Consider the following 19,699-nt stretch of genomic DNA (forward strand, 5'->3'; position numbering starts at 1 on the left):
GGATGAGCGAAAAACGAGAGGGAAAAAATGTCCCTCTCGTTTTTCACTACAGACTGACCTTTTGAGACAGCCTCTTTTCTTTGGCACTGAAGCGGCGGTTCTCGATTTCAGGCGCGGCTGACGCTTGCCAGCAAGTCTTTTGCATCTTTATAGGCCAATCCGTGTGCTTCCGCGACGGCTTTAAAAGTGACATAGCCGTCCAAAGTGTTTAAGCCCTTCAAAAGCGCCTCATCTTCCAGGCAGGCTTTGACATAGCCTTTGGCCGCGATCTTGGCGGCGTACGGAATAGTGACATTGGTCAGGGCCAGAGTCGACGTTCTCGGGACGGCTCCGGGCATGTTCGCAACGGCGTAATGGACGACGCCGTGCCGGATAAAGGTCGGATCGTCGTGCGTGGTGCTGTGATCCGAGGTTTCAACGATCCCGCCCTGATCGATAGCGACATCAACAATCACCGAGTTTTCAGGCATGGAGGCAACCATTTCTTCGGTGATCAGTTTCGGAGCTTTGGCACCGGGGATCAGCACACAGCCGACAACGAGATCGGCGTCTTTAACTGCTTCAGCGATGTTGTACGGATTCGACATCATTGTGTTCAGTGAGGTGCCGAAGATGTCGTCCAGATCACGAAGCCGGTCGGCACTGATGTCAAGAATTGTTACATCAGCGCCGAGACCGACGGCAATTTTTGCGGCGTTGGTTCCGACGATGCCGCCGCCGACAATCGTCACCTTGCCTCTTGAAACTCCGGGTACACCGCCGAGCAGGATGCCCTTGCCCGCCCCGTCGCTGAATTTTTCAAGATATTGGGCACCGATCTGCACGGCCATCCTTCCGGCCACTTCACTCATCGGCTGCAGCAGGGGCAGTACGCGGTCTGCACGCTGAACGGTTTCATAGGCGATCGACACCACTTTGTTCTGAACAAGCGCCCGGGTCAATTCGGCACTGGCCGCCGGTGCCAGATGAAGATAGGTAAAAAGAATTAAACCTTCGCGGAAAAAATGATATTCCTCGGGTTCCGGTTCTTTGACTTTAATAACCATTTCCGCCGACCATGCCTTTTCGGCAGAAGTGATTACTGCCCCCGCTTCCGCATATTCCTTATCTGTAAATCCTGCGCCTGCACCGGCCAGCGTTTCAACGTACACCTGATGGCCTTCACGGACCAGGTGATACGTTCCGGCCGGGGTAATCGCCACACGACGCTCGTTGTTTTTCAGTTCTTTTGGAATACCGATAATCATTCTCCATTCCTCCCGAAATTTTATAAATTCCCAAATCAGCCGAATAATCACACACCCGAGATTATTTCTGTCCGGATCCAATGCCGTCCTTCACGAATAAATTCTGCTTTTCGGAATGCCTGCAGGATCCATATCGTCCTATTGTTGTGCAGTGTATGTTATTCTTTATTAAGAATAGTACAAATAAAGCGTCATTATTTCATCATACGTTTTGTCTACTCTTTTTGACAGTTTACTTGACAAAAGCATTGAATGTAATATGATATTACATCATGAGGAATATTATATACATTATCGGGGTGGCTGCTATGGTCGAAGAAATGTCATTTTGTATTAAAGATGTTCTAAAAAGGCCGCTTTTTCATCGTGCGGCATTGATTGCCGGAGAAAAAGGAATCTATCGCGAAGTCCGCTGGGTTCACATATTGGAAATCACTCATGCCGCTCCTTATGTCAGCAAAAACGATCTGATTCTGACCACCGGCCTCTGGCTGAAACGGTCGGTTGAATCAGGGCTCGACTATATGCTCCCGATCATCGACCATGAGACCGCGGGCCTGTGCATTGAGTTCGGGACCACCATTGATCAAATTCCTGAAAAAATTATTGAACTTTGCAATAAATATGATTTTCCGCTGATTCTTTTCAGACAGCCGGTGCGTTTTGAAGAGATCACGCAGGACATTCATTCTTTTTTAATCAACCGGCATTTTGAAGTCATGAAAAACCTTGAGCGCTTTTCCCGGAAGCAGCAGCAGATTATTCTGCAGAGCACGGATATCCCGGCAGTTCTCCGCCTGCTGCACACATACACGTCCAGTCAGGTTGTTTATCTTTCCTCAACCGAGATGAACAAATTCTATCCTGAAGTCGATAAAAAGTCTGCTGAACAGTTCAGTGCCTTTTACAAAGAGAAAAAGAACGATCTGATTTCCTTGCGGGAAGCGAGCGTATTGAAAATGGACGATTGCCGCTTTTTCCTGATTCAGCCTGTTGTCTGCTTCGGGCAGGTTTTTTCTCATGTCGGCATCATTCTTCCTCAGAGCCACCCGACGGAATACATGATGCTGCTGAGCGATTATACTGCCAAAGCCGTGGCGACGCTTTTGCTTCGCACGCAGTTTCTGGAAGAAAAAATATTGAGAAACCAGAATGAGCTGATACAGGATATTTTAAGTCGAAGAATAGAAAGCGAAGAGCAGGCGCAAATGCGTATGGGGCTTCCGGAACTTAATGGAGAAAACTATCTGTTTATCGGAGGAATCATTGAATTCGAACATGACGTGACCGAGGCGGGACCGGAGCAGATGGAGGCGATGAATCAGGATATTCTCGTTCTGATTCGCTCTCTTCTGAAAAAATACCGGATGTACCATCTGATCATGATGAAAAGCAATCAGATCTATCTCTTATGTGCGAAAGAAACATTAAACGGTGAATCCGCCATTTTATTAAAAGACAACATTCGGGCGCTTATTGAGGGATTGAAAAAATATATTGAGCAGGTCTTGGGCAGGCTGGCCTTTCACGCCGGCTTTGGAAAAACGAGTCAGAAACTCCTTGAAACATGGAGAAGTTTTAACGAAGCCTGTCAGGTGATTGAGCTGTCGAAAACGGTGCCGTCGATGAAACACTGCTGTTTTTACGATGATTTAGGGATCTATCAGTTGCTGAAAGCCGTGCCGCAGCCGTTTTTAATCACATTTATCAGCGATCAATTAGGCAGTCTGATCGCCTATGACGGCAAACATCATCTGAATCTGATCAAAACGCTGGATGTTTACTTCAGAAACATGGGTTCAAAAGGAGAAACAGCCAGGCAGCTGTTTATACACAGACAAACCTTGTATAATCGTTTAGAAAAACTGGCCGATCTGCTTGGAGACAATTTTTTTGAACCGCAGAGGCGTTATTGTCTTGAGATGGCGTTGCTCGGCTATGAGATGTTAGGTTCCGGTCATTCGGAAAAAATAACATGATCATACGCTGAAATAATTTTAAGTCTATGCTGTTTATAATAATGAAAGATACGCGTAGTGCCTGTGCAGATGATCGCGAGGTATCCTTTATGTTTATCGATCGGGAGGAACAATGAATATTGATCGTCTTTATTTTCAGCTTCATTATTGCAAAGAATGGAAACGCACGAGCATGCGCAAAAAAAGCGGGGGAGTCAGCCGTATCCTGACGCACCATGAATTTATTTTTTTCGTGCGCGGGGAAGGCAGCTTCGCCATTGATCGGAAAAGCTATCCTGTCCATCATGAAACACTTCTCTATGTACCCGCTCATACCCTGCAGTCGTTCAGAATAAACGGACCGGTCGACTGTATCACCGTTCATTTCAGCTATGCTGTTATTTCAACCTGCGACAATCAATGGGAGATTCACAAAGAGGACGGTCCCCTGCCTTTCCCGCCGGTTCAGCAGATGGCAAATTCCCGGCACGTTGAGCGTCATTTTCGGCGATTGTTTGACTGCTGGACTAAAAAGATGCCCCAGTTCGAATGCCAATCGCTGATTTATTTTCAGCAATTACTCCTCGATCTTTACCAAACGCCTGATCAACAGAGCATGAATCAAAGATTAAAGATTAAAAGCGCGATTCATTATATGCACCAAAAGATCGATCAAAAAATAACTCTGGGAGAGCTGGCCCAATTCGTCCATACTTCTCCTGCTTATTTATCGCGGATATTTAAACGAATGACCGGATATACAGTCATTGCTTTTTTTAATCAGATAAAAATCAATAAGGCGAAAGAAATGCTCATTGAAGAAGACAAAAAGATTAAAGAAATTGCACTGGATCTTGGTTTCGTCGATGAATTTTATTTTAGTCGAGTCTTTAAACAGCTTGAAGGCGTAAGTCCGACTGAATATAAAGACAAAAATGTCCATGATCTATAATTCTATTCATGTTAGATAGACGCTTTCTATGATACGATGACGTTATAATCGTTCATCATTTCAGAAAGAGGGATTGCTTTTGTCTGTCTGGGAAAGAAATGATTCGCGGTCGGTCCGGCATGTTTATGAACGGAATCCTTATAAGTCGGGCTGCACCGGCATTTTTAAACCTCGTGAGGCATCCCTGTACGGATCCGTCCGGAGAGATTTTTCAATCATCCGGCCTTATTTTTGGTGCTGCCTTTATTGGATCCGCTGTTACGGGAATTCTTTTCATTCCCCGGGTTTTGTGCGTGCGACGCAGCCATCCGGTTCGGTTTAACTGCTGTACGGTTTATCTCCTCCGCAATGACACCCATGAAGAAAATCATGTCTTTTTCCGCTGCTGGAAAAGTTCTCTGCACCGGGCATGCCTGCTGTTTATTCAGCGGACCGGCTGCTGCATGGCCGGAAACCGGCAAGGTATATCCCGGGGCAAGCCGCTTGCTGCCGGCCGGCGGAGTTCGCGTCTGTGTTAAGGTCTGTCAAAAAATGAAACAGATGCATAGGGATCATTGCCCGTTACAAAAATAGAAATGGAATTGTGAGGAGGGCACGGATGAACTATTTGAAAACATACTGGAAGAAATACCGCTTGAAATTTGTGATTGCCATTGTTTTTTTGGCAGGCGAAGCGCTGGCGGATCTGATGCAGCCCGCCTTGATGGCTCAGATTGTAGACAAAGGAGTTGCCCGCTCGGATACTTCGTTGATTATTCATTTCGGGCTGCTGATGCTTCTGATTACATTTCTGGGCGCAATCTGTGCCAGCGTACGAAATGTTCTTTCAGTCGATGTTTCGCAGAAATTCGCGCTGGATCTGAGACAGGATTTGTATATAAAGATTCAGGGATTTTCTCAGAGGAATATCGACCGCTTCACCAGCGGTACGCTGATCACCCGGCTGACGAACGATGTCACCCGGGTACAGACCTTTGCCAACGGATTGATGCGGGTGATGATGAAAGCGCCGATCGTCGGCATCGGCAGCCTGCTGATGGCGATCCGTCTCAATCCGCGGCTTTCCGTCACTCTTGCCGCGATCGTCCCGATCATTGCCCTTTTGATCTATCTGAATATGAAAATCAGCTATCCTTTTTATCGGAACGTGCAGTCCGCGCTGGATCATGTCAACATGTCGATGCAGGAGTATCTCTCCGGCGTCCGCGTCGTCAAAGTGTTCAGCCGTTTTTCATATGAAGAGAAACGTTTCCGGGAAAACAGCCGCAGCCTTGGCAATCTGTCGACCTCGGCGGCCAAAGTCGGCAGCCTTTTCGGACCGCTCGTCAACCTGACCGTGAACTCGGGAATTATTGCCATTATCTGGTTCGGAGGCATCGGCGTGAACAACGGAACGATGCAGGTCGGTTCAATCATTGCCTTTATTAACTACATGATGCAGATCCTGTTTGCGATTATGGTCGTCAACAACGCTTTTAACATGTTTGTCAGAGCAAGGGCTTCGGCCGAGCGGATCGGCGAGGTGATGCGGGAGAAAAACGGGATGCGTTTTCCCGACTCGGTTTCTGAAGGCCGGAGCGAATCAGCCGTAGATGCGCAGAGAGGCCGGCTGGTCTTCCGCCATGTCTCTTTTTCATATGTGAAAAATGCAGAACGGCCGCAAGCGTTTCTTAAAGATATCAGTTTTACCGTCAATCCCGGGGAGACCGTGGGCATCATCGGACCGATCGCTTCCGGAAAAACAACACTTGTGAATCTGCTCCTGCGTTTCTACGACCCGGATAGGGGAGAGATCCTGCTGGACGGGAGGAATATTAAAACGTACAGCGAGGATCGCCTGAGAAGAAAACTGGCCGTCGTTCCGCAAAAGTCGCTGCTCTTTTCCGGGTCCGTGCGCGAAAACATACGCTGGGGCGATGAAAGGGCCAGTGACGAAGCAATTCTCGAAGCAGCGGTTGCCGCGGAAGCGGACGGCTTTATCCGTCATACGCCGCGCGGATATGACGCGATCATCGGTCAGGGAGGCGTTAATTTTTCCGGCGGCCAGAAGCAGCGGATTGCGATTGCACGGGCGTTAATCCGGCGGCCTGAGATACTGATTCTTGACGATGCGACCAGCGCGGTGGACGCACGCACGGACAGAAAGATCAGGACAAAACTGAAAAGCCTTGCCGATCGGCCGGCCTGTATTATTATCTCCCAGAGAATTGCTTCACTGATCGATGCCGATAAAATCATCGTGATTGACAACGGGAAGATCGAAGCGATCGGCACCCATGAACGTCTTCTAAAAACATCTGCTCTTTACCGGGAAATCTACGGAACGCAGTTTGAGGAAGAAGGCAATGAAAATGGCTGACAGACAACGGGATATGCCGAATTTCGGCCGGACATTGTCGGGAAGAAACCGGGGAAGGCGGGGGCCGGCGCGTTTTGCTCCCGTCGAAAAACCGAAGAATATGAAAAAAACTTTGAGCAGGCTCCGAACCTATTTTGCCGCTGAAAAAAAGACGCTGCTCTTTGTGTTTATGCTGATCGTTGTGGATACGGCGGTTACGCTGCTCACCCCGTACGTTATCGGTTTGGCCGTCAACCAGATCGGGCTGCACAGCCATAGCGTTCATTTTACCCTGTTGATCATGTTTCTGCTGATCCTGGGGTTATCCTATTTTCTGGACGGCCTGCTGACATTTTTTCAAGGATGGATCATGGCTGCCGCGGGCCAGAAGATTGTCATCAGCCTGCGAAACGGTTTATTTCATAAACTGCAAAAATTGCCGATCGCCTTTTTTGATCGCCATCATCACGGTGAGATCATGAGCCGGCTGACCAATGATATTGAAAATGTGGACGTCACGATTTCACAGTCGACCGTCCAGCTGATGAACGATGCCATATCGATTGCCGGTTCATTTATCCTGATGATCTGGATCAGTCCCATCCTGACATTGGCCAGCATGATTTCGGTGCCTCTCGTCTTTCTTCTGACGCGGACGATCGCGTCGAGGACCTCCCGGCTGTTTGTGGAGCAGCAGAAGGAGCTGGGAACATTGAACGGCCACATTGAGGAATCGATTTCGGGATTGAGCGTTGTTAAAGCGTTCAGCCATGAAAAAAAGGAAATTCAAAAATTTACGGAGATTAATCGGCGGCTGACGGACGTCGGCACGAAAGCACAAGTCTGGTCGGGTTTTCTGATGCCGATGATGAATGTGATCAATAACCTGAGCTTTACTGCGGTTGCTTCCGTAGGCGGTTTTCTGGCAGTCAAAGGCATGATTACGGTCGGCATGATTGCCAGTTTTCTCACGTATTCCAGACAATTTTCCAGACCGCTTAACGATGTGGCCAGCATCTTCAACACGCTGCAATCCGCGGTTGCGGGAGCGGAACGCGTATTCGATATTATGGATGAGGAAGAGGAAAAGCCGGATCGCAAAGATGCGAGAAAAGTCGGGAATTTCAAGGGAGATATCGTTTTTGACGATGTTTCTTTTCATTATGAGCAGGGGCACCCGATTCTGAAACATGTCGATTTTCACGCCCGTCCCGGTGAGACGATAGCGCTCGTCGGGCCGACCGGTGCAGGAAAAACGACGATTATCAATTTGCTGACCCGCTTTTATGATGTCAGTGAGGGCGCCGTACGGATCGACGGCGTGGATATCCGCGATTACAAACGGTCGGAATTCCGCCGGCTGTTCGGCATTGTTCTTCAGGATACCTATCTGTTCAGAGGCAACATTCTTGAAAATCTGCGCTACGGGAAACCCGGCGCGACGGACGAAGAGGTCAGACAGGCGGCACGGGCGGCCAATGCGGACGGTTTTATCATGAAAATGGAAGAGGGTTATGAAACCCTTCTCCAGGAAAACGGTGAGGAACTGAGCGAAGGGCAGAAACAATTGCTGACGGTGGCACGGGCGATTCTGACCGATCCCGCCATACTGGTGATGGATGAAGCGACGAGCCACGTCGATACGCAGACCGAGAAACGGATTCAGGCGGCGATGTCGCGGCTGATGCAGGGGCGGACCAGTTTCATTATTGCCCACAGGCTGTCGACGATCCGCAGCGCCGATAAAATTCTTGTCGTCGAAAACGGGCAGATTGCAGAACAGGGGACCCATCGCGAACTTTTGAGAGAAAAGGGACTTTATTACACATTATACATGGATCAATTCCCTTTGGCAGAAAGATAATCGGAAAAACATGCTGAGGCAGGTCGTCTTAAAAAGGCCTGCCGTTCTCCCGGCCAAAGGAAAAACATCCGCCGGATTCAGACCGCCGCCTAATTTAGGAGGCGTTCTTTTCCATGGATGTTTTTTAGATGCCCGCTGAATACCCGCCTTTTTCCCTGAGCCGGTCCTAAAGCCGATTTCAGGCGAAGCGGGCCGTGCCCCGTCTATCGCCGTTTACATTATCTGTCCGCTGCGCGGGCGGGACAAGGTATTAGGGACGTCAGTCGGCGGTGCCGATGTGAGCGGAAGGACAATTCTGGCAGGGGACGGACAGAGCTGCCGGCCGAAGTCCCGTTTATTCTTTTCTCTTCAAGAAATCGCTGACCTGTCTGACAAATTCAGTGCGATCGTAATCACGGTAAAGCGCACTCGCGAGCCGGATCGGATCTCCGAAAAAGAAGCGCTCATACAGGGTCTGCCTTCCGGCAAATGCGCTTAATGACAAATCCCAGGCGAGCCGGAACAGTTTGACCTTTTCATATCCGTCACGGTCGGACGACTGCAGATAGTTCCTTATGTCGGCTCCCGACTCCGATTGGAAATCTTTTTCCGTCGGAATAGAAACGAGCCCGCTTGCACCGATCAGCTGCATGATCTCGACAAAGCGCGGATAGATGCGCGGATACAGGTTCATGGCGGCCATTAACGGGTGGCGGTCCGGCGTCATCGTTCCCCACTGATCGATCGACGCGTGGACTTCCGAAGCCGTCAGCAGCGCCTTGAGTGTCTCAAGCCCGAGGATGACCTCTGCGACTTTTTCCTGAATGTGCTGATATTCTTCGATATTGATGGCATCAATCAGGGACTGCAGGACGCCGAGTACAAACTCGGTTTTGACGATGTTCTTGGCTGTCACCTGGTGCACCTGCTGAGGCATAAATCCGCTTTCTGTATAGAGTTTACTCGCAACTTCCGTGTTTCCGTGCAGAAAGACCCTGTCCCACGGAACCGTGACGTGATCAAAAATAACGATGGAGTCGATCTCTTCGAATCGTGCGCTTAACGGATGGTCGAATACATTTTCTCTGTCATTGAAAGACTCGCGGCAGAGGAACTTCAGGCCCGGTGTATTGGAAGGGATGGAAAAAGCATAGGCATAAGCGTCGTCAAAGTGAAAGGCGCCGGTGGGGAAGACAAGAATCTCGTCGGTCATGCCGCCCTGTGTCGCGAGCAGCCGGGCGCCGTGAATGACAATTCCCCGATCATTTTCGGCGATCATCCGCGCGGCAATCGCATCGGACGGATTTTCAAAGTAGAGGGACGACCGGTTCACCTGAGGCTGAATGAACGTATGAGTCAGCGAAATATCGTTCTCCCGGCAGTATTCATAGAAACGGCGCATATTCCGGCTGCATCGTTCGTCGGCGAAAAGATCGGCGCAGGCGGCAAAGGTCATGACGACGGTATTCATATAATCGGGGGAACGGCCCATCATCCCGGCATTTTGCCGGGCCCACAGCTGGACAGCTTTTCTTCTTTTTGCCAGATCTCTTTTCGTTTTGGGCTCGAGATAAGTCGCTCCGACTTTCTGTCCGCTGCTTGGCGATCGATATGTCAGTATATTGGTGCAGGCCTTCTCGTACTGCATATCGTATAATTTCGCCTGGCTTTTCATGGCCCCTTTAAATGCTGGATGTTGGGATATTTTCCCGGTTATTTTCGAACCGTCGATTCTGACATCCGATTGCAGCCCGTCGATTCGGTCGAGATACGTTTTCCCGTCGATACAAGGCATGAACAACACCCCATTCTGTGAAAATTATTCTGTTTTACAAAATATGAGAGGGCTGCCCGGGTCATGCCAAGATAAATTGACGGCGGGAGCTGTCCCGTTTCCATCTTCACTGATATTTTTTCCAGGCCGGGCTTTCCTCAGCATTGCCGATGAGACTCGAAAGCGGATTTCTAATGTAAAAAGGAGAAAATTGTGTGTATTCCGCGGGCCTGATTGGAGCATCTTATACACGAGTCTTTGCAAGCGGAAATAAACGGGGGGAGACGCCGTGCCGTATATAGAAACGCCTAAAGGAATTAAGCTTTATTATGAAACGTTCGGGCAGGGACGTCCGATCGTTTTTATCCATCCGCCGTTAACGGGACATGTTATTTTCAAATATCAAGAAAAGCTGGATAAATCCTTTCAGGTTGTCCTTTATGATCTGAGGGGACACGGAAGAAGCGGTTATCTGCCTTCACAGTCGCAGGAGCACGTATTTCCGGATCACCTAGGCGACTTAAAAGCGCTGATCGACGGCCTGAAGCTTGAAAATCCGGTCGTTGCCGGCTATTCCGCCGGCGGACAGCTTGCCCTCTCCTATGCACTCGCCTATACGGAAAGAGTCGGCGGCCTTGTTTTATCCGGGGGCTATCCGACGATCGACTCACTGCTCCTGGCCTGGGAATATCAGATTGGTCGGATGCTGATCCGTGCGAAGAAGAAAAACGTATTAAGCAGCATTTTGGCAAACAGCCATAAAGTGACGGAAGCTGACAAAAAAATGCTGTACACATATGCCATGAAATCGAACGATAAGGCGGTTCTCGATCTTTACATTTCCGGGAAACGCTTTAATGAGGTTGAACGGCTGCCGCGGCTGAACCGATTGCCGGCGCTGATCCTTTACGGAACCCGGGACCGGTTCATCAGCAGGCACAAGAAGTATTTTGAACCCCTGTCCCGGACGAAAATCGTTTTTATCGACCGGGCTTCTCATCAGATTCTCACACATCAGCATGAAATATTCAATCAGGCGCTCACCCGGTTTTTAAATGAGAACCTGTAGGAGAGCAAATCGTGAATAATGCAAGGGAGATTGACCCGCCGTCTCTCTTTTTCTCATGTTAAAAAAGTTTTTTTTAATCGCCGCCTTGTAGGGAGCGGCTCAAAATGACAACCTGTCGCATCTGCTTTTTATGCTTTTTTCAGCAATTTTTGCCGAAAATCAGCGGCCTTAAATGGAGCAAATGGGAAATCGTGACAATGACAACGAAGTCTGCAACGATTATATTATTTATAGAGCATGCAAACTGCCCGCTATACATAGACACGGAACCGGCAACAGAATTCTGCAAAAGCTGTAAAATCAGGAATGGCATTTATGTGCCGCAGAGCGGCACTTGAAATGTTTTTTGAAAGTCAGATAATTTGGGCACGCAGGCCGTGCGTGCTCTGGATCTTGAAAAATAAATGTATCGGGATTTCCTGACAGGGAAAAGGATTTTCACGCACCTTTTCCTATTGTTTTTTGCGTTCATTAAAGAAATCAAATTCTCGTGCATGAGAAGGGTACGGTAGGCACATGAAGCAGATTTTTGCTGAATCGGCAGCAAGCAGCAGTCCGAATACATACGAAGTTGAAACAAGCATAAAAAGCAAAGGGCCGGCGCCGATGAGCCGGTCGACGGCCCTGAATGAAAGACGCCTTCACCGACGCTATATGCCGGGGCTTGACGGCCTGAGGGCTATCGCTGTTATGGCTGTAATTTTCTATCATCTGGGCATTTCCTGGGTCAGCGGAGGCCTGCTCGGCGTCAGTGTTTTTTTTGTTCTCTCAGGATATCTGATTACCGATCTGCTTGTCTCCGAGTGGGAGAGATCGCAGACGATCCATCTTAAGCATTTCTGGCTGAGACGGGCGAAACGCCTGCTGCCGGGCATGATTTCGACCGTCGTTCTGCTGCTTGTCTGGACGTCGCTGTTCAGGCCGCAGCTCCTGGGCACGTTGAAAGGGGACGCTGTCGCTGCCCTTTTCTATGTCAGCAACTGGTGGTACATTTTCCATCAGCTTTCCTATTTCCAAAGCTATGCCAATCCATCGCTTCTGATCCATTTCTGGTCGCTCGCCGTCGAGGAACAATTCTATCTGATCTGGCCGTTATTCCTCTTTTTCGCCATCAGATTCACAGGCATCCGCAAACATTTATTTTTCATTGCGCTGGCCGGTGCCGCCCTTTCGGCCCTGCTGATGGCCGCACTCTATCATCCTGATATGGATCCGAGCAGAGTTTACTATGGTACGGATACCCGTGCATTCTCCATTTTGCTCGGTGCCGCGCTCGCCTTTATATGGCCGAGTCAGAAACTCTCAACCAGCCTCTCGAGATGGTCACGAATCTTCCTCGATCTAATGGGAACCCTTGCCATGGTGATGATCTTCATTATGATTACGATGGCCGACGAGTATGATCCGTTCCTTTACCGGGGCGGACTTTTCGTGCTCTCCGCGGCGACCGTTATTGTGATCGCCGCGGTAGCCCACCCGTCGACATGGCTGGGGAAATGTCTGGGCCTGGCTCCGCTTCGCTGGATCGGTGCACGGTCTTACGGAATATATCTCTGGCAGTATCCGGTTATTATATTGATGGGCAACAACTTCGACTCGGGCGGCATGCAGATTGTGCGCGGCATCGCGGAAGTTGCCCTGATCTTCCTGATCTCGTCGCTGTCGTTCCGGTATATTGAAAATCCGATCAGACACGGTTCGTTCGCGCAGTTCCGAGAGAAAATACATAGTGTAAGCAAACCGGAATCGCGGCGGAAAATTATCGGAGGCGGAGTGCTGGGTATCGTCTTATGCCTGGCGGCTATTGCCGCCTTCGCCGCTCTGAACGAGTCGAATGCAAGCGAGCGGACGGCGGCCACCCAGCATACAGCCGGCGTTCGGCAGGCGGAGAAAGTACCGGCCGCCAGCAGCGGCGGAGCTCAGTCCTCGGTGGAAACGGCTCGTGCCGTACGTTCACATCAGCTGGCGCAGGCAGCGCCTGTCAAAGGTGAACCGGCCGCGAAAGCTGCGGCTGTCAGCGAACAGCCTGTCACAGCTATCGGCGATTCGGTCATGGCCGACGTTAAACCATTCCTGATGAATGAATTTCCAAAAGCAACTGTGGACGCAAAGGTTGGACGGCAATTTTATGAGGCCATGGGCATTATTCAGCAGCTTAAAAACCAGGGAAAACTGGCTGACGCGGTCGTCATTGAACTGGGTACCAACGGTCCGTTTTCGATGGATCAGCTGGCCTCAATGATCCGGGAGATCGGTGCTGCCCGGCATGTGATTTTAGTCAATACGCGAGTGCCCAGGCCCTGGCAGGCCACGGTCAACCAGTCGCTGCAAAAAGCGGTATCCATGTATCCCAATGTACGTCTTGTAAACTGGTATACAGCGAGCGCGGGCCACGCCGATTATTTCGAACCGGATGCCGTGCATCTGAACACGGCCGGTTCGAAAGTCTATGCGGATTTGCTGGCACAGTCGATTACAGCTGCGAAAAAATGAATCCAATAACCGGCCGGGCCGGCTGGCTCTTGATGCCGTCCGTTAAAAATTGAACGTCAAACCCCCGCTAAAGCCTCTTCCGGCGGTATCCGTAAAAATCCGGATTTCACAGCGGCCGATTACAGGGCACGGCTTATGATGAATTTGATAACGATTCCGCAAACGACGCCGATAAACATTGAGGCAAGGGTGCCCAATAGAAAATATTCCGCAAAGTCACGGTCGTCCATCTGCTTGAAGCGTGCGATCGACTTGGCCGCTGCAATGAAAGCGATGCCTGAATAGGCTCCGCTGGCCATCAGGACAATGACCAGCAGCCTCTCAAAATAACCGATAGTCACGCCTCGCGTGCGATCGCTCTTTTTATTGATTAAATAAGTGTATTTTTCCTGTAGAGAAGATGTGTTCCGGGACGCGTCCGATCCCGTCTCCTGGTTTGTCAGTACATATTTTCCTTCAGACAGGGATAAACGGTCGGGAATCATGCCGACAAGAAATCTGATGAAATGACCGCTGACTGTTGTTGCGACGATCAGCATGATCGCCAGAAGCAGAAGGACACTGACCGGCGCTGCCTGAAGGGGGAGTCCCTTCTTAATGACTGCGGACAGCCGATCGAAATAAGCCGGAAAATTCACGTTCAGAAAAAACGCACAGACGAACATGATTGAAGCAACGTGCAGAAACTGGTCGATCACAAACAGATAAAGCGGATATAAAGGAGAACCGTGTTTTTTTGAAACAATTATTTTTCCCTGATCGATGCCATAATGGAAGAGAACAATCATGAGCGATGCGCAGGCGATCTGAAAGAATGAAAGATGGAGCCGCTGGTTTGCGAGCGCCAGAAGCGTCAAAACGAAAAGGGTGAGAATCAGGTGATGCACTAAATGCCTGATCAGATATTGGGATTTATGCGCGGCCATTGTACGGGTCTGCAGATAAAAATCACCCACTAAATGGGCCAGAATCAGGCTTAGAAAAATCATCCATTTTCCCTTCTTAGTCTATTCTTTATTAAAAAAAAGAAGCGAAGACATTGATTTTTTCAATTGTCCGCGGATAGCGTCATTCAAGTCGTGAATCAGCAGCAAAATTCGATTAAAATCCTGTACTCCGGCTCCTTCTTCCAGGCCGAGCAGTTTCTGAATCTGAAAAAAATTTTTCTGCAAAAGTTCGCTTCGTCCTCTTGTAAAATGCGAAGATATCGTGGACGGCGTCTTGTTAAGGAGTCGGGCAATTATTTTCTGTTCATTGAAAATGGAGTAGAGGGCATAAACCAGCCTTTGATTTTCCGATTGTCCCTGCTGCAGAACGAGCTGATTTTCGATCAACAGATTCAGGACGTCCGCGTTCGAGATCAGGTTGTGCAAATCGGATTCATCGGCAAAGCGCATCGTTATTTTCCGGTCCCTGTCCCGTTTAATCTTTTCATTCTGGGACCGGGCCTGTTTGATCAGCGGATGATTCCAGATCTCGATATCGAGCCGGTCAATGTCCTCTGACACGGCACCGTGCGACAGCCCGAAATAAGGCCTCTGTTCCGCAAACTTCCAAAACAGGCTCATGTAATGAGCAATCGTGTAAGCGGAAAAGCAGTGTTCGCCGACAAACAGGATTTCGTCCCCGCGCCGATGCGACACCTTGGCCGTCATAATATTGCTGCACCAGCCGTCGATCACGTGCTCCCATTCCTGCAGATAATCGGTGATCCGGTTCCAATTGTCCTTGGAAGACGAGCTGCTGATATCCATAATAAAAACTGAAATATATCGTTTCATTTGCTGCCTCCATTTTATCATTAAAAACATTTGTTCGCATCTGTTTTTCAGCTTTTTAATAATATTGATAAAATCGGTACACTTATTATAGATGTATTCGACAAAATAGTCTAATTGATCTTCGATTAGATATATTCGTCGAATTTATAACAAATTCGATCAATTCGTCTACATCCGTTGAAAGATATAGGCAGCGCCTTTGATTGACAGTGCTCCGGCTGAAGCAGTATCTTATAGGGTAGTTAATTCGTACATTATATTGAATTTAGGGTGATTGTATTGGCTGTCTCTTATGAAACAGAAGAATATGACGGACTGCTGGCCGCCGTTCAGAGAGCCGGCAGGCTGGGTCGGAAGGTTCTATTCAGCCTGACGGAAAGAACCGGCGCTGTCGACCCGTTGTCGTTCTCTTACAGGGGCCGGTCCCGATTTTCCGAAGGACGTTTTTTTTGGCGAAACGGGACGGGCAATGAGATTATTGCCGGATTGGGACAAGCAGTTAAGATAGAAGCAGATAAAGAAGTTTCACGTGTTAAAAATGTCAGAGACACATGGTCGGAAATTCTGGATCAAGCCGTTCTGTCCGGAATTACCGGCCGGGAAGGCACCGGTCCGCTCCTTCTCGGCGCTTTCTCTTTTGATCCGAAGACGAAACCTTCCCGGCTCTGGCGCCGCTTCGGGACCGGTTTGTTTTCTATTCCGGCCGTATCGCTGACCGATTTTCACGGACAGGCTTATCTGACGCTGAATTTAGCCTGCGCGGCCGGAGACGATCCCAAAAAGCTGATGGGCCGCCTGCAGGAAATGAAAAAGAATGCAGCAGGGGAGTTCCCTGCAGTCCCGGATTTCAGGGGCCGGCTGATGGAAAAGGAAGAAAAAAAGCCGGATGAATGGAAAAGGACCGTCCGAAAGGCTGTCGATCAAATCAAAACGTCCGGCCTTAACAAAATAGTATTGGCGAGGGCCCTGGAATTGGCTTTTGATGATCCGATCAATCCCGAAACCGTTTTAAACAGGCTGCAGGAGCAGCAGAAAGGCAATTTTATTTTCAGCCTGGAATCCGCCGGCGACTGTTTTCTCGGAGCGACCCCCGAACGCCTTGTCCGGAAAAAAGGCAGTGAGTTATTTTCGGCATGTCTTGCGGGTTCGATGGTCCGGGGAAAAGACGAAGAAAGCGACGAACGGCTGGGAGAAGCATTATTAAACGATCCCAAAAACCGGCTTGAACATCAGTACGTCGTTTCGACGATTAAAAAAGCGCTCGGCGGGCTGTGCCAAAGCTTAAATGTGCCCGTTGAACCGGTTCTGATGAAGAACAAACATATTCAGCATTTATATACTCCCGTACAGGGCCTGTGCAATCCGGAGTTTTCCGTTTTCGATGTGATCGACCGGCTTCATCCGACGCCGGCGCTCGGAGGCGTTCCTACGGAACAGGCGGTAGACTGGATCCGCGAAAATGAAAATCTGGAACGCGGATTATATGCTTCTCCGATCGGCTGGTCGGACGCATTTGGCAACGGCGAGTTCGCGGTCGGGATCCGTTCGGCGCTGATCCGGGGAAAGCAGGCAACGCTTTTTGCCGGGTGCGGCGTGATTGAGGGCTCAATAGCGGAAAAAGAATATGAAGAAACAGCGGTCAAATTCCGTCCGATGCTGAGCGCATTTGAGGTGAAATGATGAATCATAGTGAACTGCTTACGGCTTACTTATCTTCTTTTGTTGATGAACTTTCGATTAACGGGGTCCGCGATGTCGTCATAAGCCCCGGCTCCAGATCCACACCGCTTGCCCTGCTTTTTGCGGAAAATCCGAAAATCCGGGTTTATCTTGATATTGACGAGCGTTCTGCCGCTTTCCTGGCACTTGGTCTGGCTAAAGCAAAGAAAAAACCGGTCGCGCTGCTTTGCACGTCGGGAACGGCAACGGCCAATTATTATCCGGCCGTCGTCGAGGCATTCTGCGCCCGGGTTCCGCTTCTTGTACTGACGGCAGACCGGCCTTACGAGCTTCAGAATGTCGGCGCGCCGCAGACGATCGGCCAGTCGGAATTGTACGGCAGCCATGTGAAACAGTTTATCGAAATGGAGGTACCGGAAAACGACCTTTCCCTGCTCCGGCACACGCGGACCGTCTGCGCCCGGGCCGTTTCGCTGGCTCTTACCCGTCCTTTCGGCCCGGTGCATCTTAATTTTCCGTTAAGAGAACCGCTTCTGCCGGACATGAAGACGGCCGCCGGCTATCGCCGGCAGGAGGAAAAAGCTGTCCGCATACACGGCGGTCTACTCGCCCTGTCCGTTTCAGACAATCGTTTGATTGCTGAAACGATCCGAACAGCCCAAAAAGGGATCATTATCTGCGGGCAGCTGGAATCCTCAGGGACAGAAGAGGCCGTAACGGCTTTTGCGGAGCATCTCGGTTTTCCGATTCTTGCCGATCCGCTTTCGCAGCTCAGACGCGGACCGCATGCTTTTTCAAACATCATCGAGTGCTACGATGCTTTTTTGCGGGATGATCGGACGGCTTCGCTTCTTCAGCCGGATTTGATCATCCGTTTCGGGCCGATGCCTGTTTCCAAAGCCCTGACGCTTTGGCTGAAAAAGCAGCGGACGCCTCACTTTGTGGTTGACGGCGGCCGGGGCTGGCGCGATCCTTCAGCGGCGGCAACGGAAATGATTTACTGCGATGAAGAACGGTTTTGCCGTGATCTGACCGGACTTCTTCCGCAGAGCGGGCGCCGGGACTGGCCGCTCCTTTGGAAAAAAATCAATCAGGCTGCCAAAACGGCACTGCTCAGTGTCCGTGATGAACAAAAGCTGAGTGAGGAAAAAGCCATGGTTCAGATCGGCGATTTGCTGCTCGATCAATCCTGCCTGTTTGTCGGAAACAGCATGCCGATCCGGGAGCTGGATACGTTTCTCTTTACAGACACCCGGGATGCGGCGGTCTATGCCAATCGGGGCGCAAACGGAATCGACGGTGTCGTTTCGACTGCCGTCGGCGTCAGCCTTGCCGGCAAGCCCACAGTACTCGTGATCGGCGATCTCAGCTTTTTTCACGATATGAACGGCCTCCTGGCGGCCAAACAGCAGCGGACCGATCTGACCATCGTTCTGATCAATAACAACGGGGGCGGAATCTTTTCGTTCCTCCCCCAGGCTGCGGAAAAGGATTATTTTGAAACACTGTTCGGCACGCCCCACGGGCTGGATTTTGCCAATGCGGCACGGCTCTATGGAGCAGATTATCAGAATGTCCGCAGCTGGAGCGAATTTACAGCGGCCTTCACCCGTTCGTTTTCAAAACCGGGATTGAAAATCATTGAGATCCGGACAAACCGTGAAGAAAACGTCCGCAGACGGGGGCGGCTAAGGCTCCTTGTCAATGAACAAATATCGGCGGTTTTAGGAAGGGACGGACAATGATCGTCACACTTCGCGGCATCGCCTATCATATTGAAATGTCCGGACAGGGCGAAACGGTGCTGCTTCTTCATGGATTCACAGGGAGTCTCGCGACTTGGCAGTTTCTCGATCAGGCGCTCGGAGACCGGTTCAGGCTGGTCAAAATCGATTTAATGGGACACGGACAGACGGCCTGTCCGGCAGATCCGCGGCGATATGCAATGGATGAAGCCGTCAATGACCTGGCAGCCCTGATTGACAGGCTGGGGCTTGAGAAAGTACATATTCTGGGCTATTCGATGGGCGGAAGGCTCGCACTCGGTTTTGCCTGTACCTGCCCGGACCGGGTTCGCAGCCTGATACTCGAAAGCGCCTCACCCGGACTGGCGGATGAAGACAGCCGGAAAGCACGCAGGCTCCACGATCGAAAACTCGCCGATTTTATCAGGCATTCGGGAATCAGGCGGTTTGTTGATTATTGGGAGAACATCCCCCTTTTTGAATCGCAGAAGCAGATGGCGGCGGAAAAACGGGAAAAATTAAGAAGGGAACGGCTGGCGTGCAGTGAAAACGGACTGGCGGGCAACCTGCTCGGCATGGGCACCGGTTCCCAGCCGTCGTGGTGGGATGATCTTGATTCGCTCTCTTTTCCGGTTTTGTTGCTGACGGGCCGGCTTGACCGGAAATTTTGCCGCATTGCGGATCAGATGGGCAAACGTTTAAAAAAAGTGGACCGGCAAGTGATTGGTTCGGCCGGCCATGCGGTTCATCTCGAAAAGGAGTCGGTTTTTTCGCAAAAAGCCCTCAAGTTTCTGATCGACCGTACCGGACGCAAATAGA

At 50.1% G+C, this 19,699-nt stretch carries 13 protein-coding genes; 9 read left to right on the plus strand and 4 right to left on the minus strand.

What is annotated here, in order from left to right:
* Positions 1-107: 107 nt before the first annotated feature.
* A complete protein-coding gene (gene ald / locus Q6A92_RS09800; RefSeq protein ID WP_274399580.1) occupies positions 108-1,247 on the minus strand; it encodes an alanine dehydrogenase in 1,140 nt (379 codons plus the stop codon).
* A gap of 308 nt (positions 1,248-1,555) precedes the next feature.
* Between ald and Q6A92_RS09805 the strand changes: the two genes are divergently transcribed.
* The 4 genes from Q6A92_RS09805 (at position 1,556) to Q6A92_RS09820 (ending at position 8,359) form a co-directional block, all read left to right on the plus strand.
* The gene (locus Q6A92_RS09805; RefSeq protein ID WP_332237993.1) at positions 1,556-3,226 is read left to right on the plus strand and encodes a PucR family transcriptional regulator; all 1,671 of its coding nucleotides are present in this window, start codon (positions 1,556-1,558) and stop codon (positions 3,224-3,226) included.
* A gap of 112 nt (positions 3,227-3,338) precedes the next feature.
* Positions 3,339-4,157 carry a helix-turn-helix domain-containing protein gene (locus Q6A92_RS09810; protein ID WP_274399578.1) on the plus strand — a complete coding sequence of 273 codons (819 nt, stop codon included), beginning with the start codon at positions 3,339-3,341 and terminating at the stop codon, positions 4,155-4,157.
* A gap of 598 nt (positions 4,158-4,755) precedes the next feature.
* Positions 4,756-6,516, plus strand: coding sequence for an ABC transporter ATP-binding protein (locus tag Q6A92_RS09815; RefSeq protein WP_332237994.1), 1,761 nt, complete (start codon positions 4,756-4,758; stop codon positions 6,514-6,516).
* Positions 6,509-8,359, plus strand: a complete 1,851-nt coding sequence (locus Q6A92_RS09820) for an ABC transporter ATP-binding protein (RefSeq protein WP_332237996.1) — start codon at positions 6,509-6,511, stop codon at positions 8,357-8,359. The genes Q6A92_RS09815 and Q6A92_RS09820 overlap by 8 nt, the downstream gene beginning before the upstream one ends.
* A 334-nt stretch (positions 8,360-8,693) precedes the next feature.
* Here Q6A92_RS09820 and hpaB read toward each other — a convergent pair whose 3' ends face one another.
* Positions 8,694-10,133: a 4-hydroxyphenylacetate 3-monooxygenase, oxygenase component gene (gene hpaB, locus Q6A92_RS09825; protein ID WP_332237997.1), complete on the minus strand. Its 1,440-nt coding sequence runs from the start codon at positions 10,131-10,133 to the stop codon at positions 8,694-8,696.
* A 268-nt stretch (positions 10,134-10,401) separates the two neighbouring features.
* On the opposite strand from hpaB, the gene Q6A92_RS09830 reads away from it, so the two are divergent.
* Both Q6A92_RS09830 and Q6A92_RS09835 read left to right on the plus strand, forming a co-directional pair.
* A complete protein-coding gene (locus Q6A92_RS09830) occupies positions 10,402-11,181 on the plus strand; it encodes an alpha/beta fold hydrolase (protein WP_274399573.1) in 780 nt (259 codons plus the stop codon).
* A gap of 516 nt (positions 11,182-11,697) precedes the next feature.
* A complete protein-coding gene (locus Q6A92_RS09835) occupies positions 11,698-13,674 on the plus strand; it encodes an acyltransferase family protein (RefSeq protein ID WP_332237999.1) in 1,977 nt (658 codons plus the stop codon).
* A 119-nt stretch (positions 13,675-13,793) separates the two neighbouring features.
* Here Q6A92_RS09835 and Q6A92_RS09840 read toward each other — a convergent pair whose 3' ends face one another.
* Positions 13,794-14,663, minus strand: coding sequence for a DUF3307 domain-containing protein (locus Q6A92_RS09840; protein ID WP_274399571.1), 870 nt, complete (start codon positions 14,661-14,663; stop codon positions 13,794-13,796).
* Between the two features lie 18 nt (positions 14,664-14,681).
* Positions 14,682-15,455: a hypothetical protein gene (locus tag Q6A92_RS09845; protein ID WP_332238000.1), complete on the minus strand. Its 774-nt coding sequence runs from the start codon at positions 15,453-15,455 to the stop codon at positions 14,682-14,684.
* 279 nt (positions 15,456-15,734) lie between these two features.
* On the opposite strand from Q6A92_RS09845, the gene Q6A92_RS09850 reads away from it, so the two are divergent.
* Genes Q6A92_RS09850 through menH form a run of 3 tightly spaced genes read left to right on the plus strand, consistent with a single transcriptional unit; the run spans position 15,735 to position 19,698 of the window.
* On the plus strand, positions 15,735-17,135 hold the full coding sequence (locus Q6A92_RS09850; protein WP_274399569.1) for an isochorismate synthase: 1,401 nt from the start codon (positions 15,735-15,737) through the stop codon (positions 17,133-17,135).
* Positions 17,135-18,880, plus strand: a complete 1,746-nt coding sequence (menD, locus tag Q6A92_RS09855; protein ID WP_332238001.1) for a 2-succinyl-5-enolpyruvyl-6-hydroxy-3-cyclohexene-1-carboxylic-acid synthase — start codon at positions 17,135-17,137, stop codon at positions 18,878-18,880. The genes Q6A92_RS09850 and menD overlap by 1 nt, the downstream gene beginning before the upstream one ends.
* Positions 18,877-19,698: a 2-succinyl-6-hydroxy-2,4-cyclohexadiene-1-carboxylate synthase gene (menH, locus tag Q6A92_RS09860; protein ID WP_332238002.1), complete on the plus strand. Its 822-nt coding sequence runs from the start codon at positions 18,877-18,879 to the stop codon at positions 19,696-19,698. The genes menD and menH overlap by 4 nt, the downstream gene beginning before the upstream one ends.
* The last annotated feature ends 1 nt before the right edge of the window (position 19,699 follow it).

The sequence above is a fragment of the Sporolactobacillus sp. KGMB 08714 genome (assembly GCF_036598985.1).
Classification (GTDB): Bacteria; Bacillota; Bacilli; order Bacillales; family Sporolactobacillaceae; genus Sporolactobacillus.

What these genes read in the sequence shown, in the direction of transcription:
- Q6A92_RS09845 (WP_332238000.1), bottom strand. Translation starts at nt 15,455, where the DNA reads ATGAAACGATATATTTCAGTTTTTATTATGGATATCAGCAGCTCGTCT.
- menH (WP_332238002.1), top strand. Translation starts at nt 18,877, where the DNA reads ATGATCGTCACACTTCGCGGCATCGCCTATCATATTGAAATGTCCGGA.
- Q6A92_RS09835 (WP_332237999.1), top strand. Translation starts at nt 11,698, where the DNA reads ATGAAGCAGATTTTTGCTGAATCGGCAGCAAGCAGCAGTCCGAATACA.
- hpaB (WP_332237997.1), bottom strand. Translation starts at nt 10,133, where the DNA reads ATGCCTTGTATCGACGGGAAAACGTATCTCGACCGAATCGACGGGCTG.
- Q6A92_RS09840 (WP_274399571.1), bottom strand. Translation starts at nt 14,663, where the DNA reads ATGATTTTTCTAAGCCTGATTCTGGCCCATTTAGTGGGTGATTTTTAT.
- menD (WP_332238001.1), top strand. Translation starts at nt 17,135, where the DNA reads ATGAATCATAGTGAACTGCTTACGGCTTACTTATCTTCTTTTGTTGAT.
- Q6A92_RS09820 (WP_332237996.1), top strand. Translation starts at nt 6,509, where the DNA reads ATGGCTGACAGACAACGGGATATGCCGAATTTCGGCCGGACATTGTCG.
- Q6A92_RS09810 (WP_274399578.1), top strand. Translation starts at nt 3,339, where the DNA reads ATGAATATTGATCGTCTTTATTTTCAGCTTCATTATTGCAAAGAATGG.
- ald (WP_274399580.1), bottom strand. Translation starts at nt 1,247, where the DNA reads ATGATTATCGGTATTCCAAAAGAACTGAAAAACAACGAGCGTCGTGTG.
- Q6A92_RS09805 (WP_332237993.1), top strand. Translation starts at nt 1,556, where the DNA reads ATGGTCGAAGAAATGTCATTTTGTATTAAAGATGTTCTAAAAAGGCCG.
- Q6A92_RS09815 (WP_332237994.1), top strand. Translation starts at nt 4,756, where the DNA reads ATGAACTATTTGAAAACATACTGGAAGAAATACCGCTTGAAATTTGTG.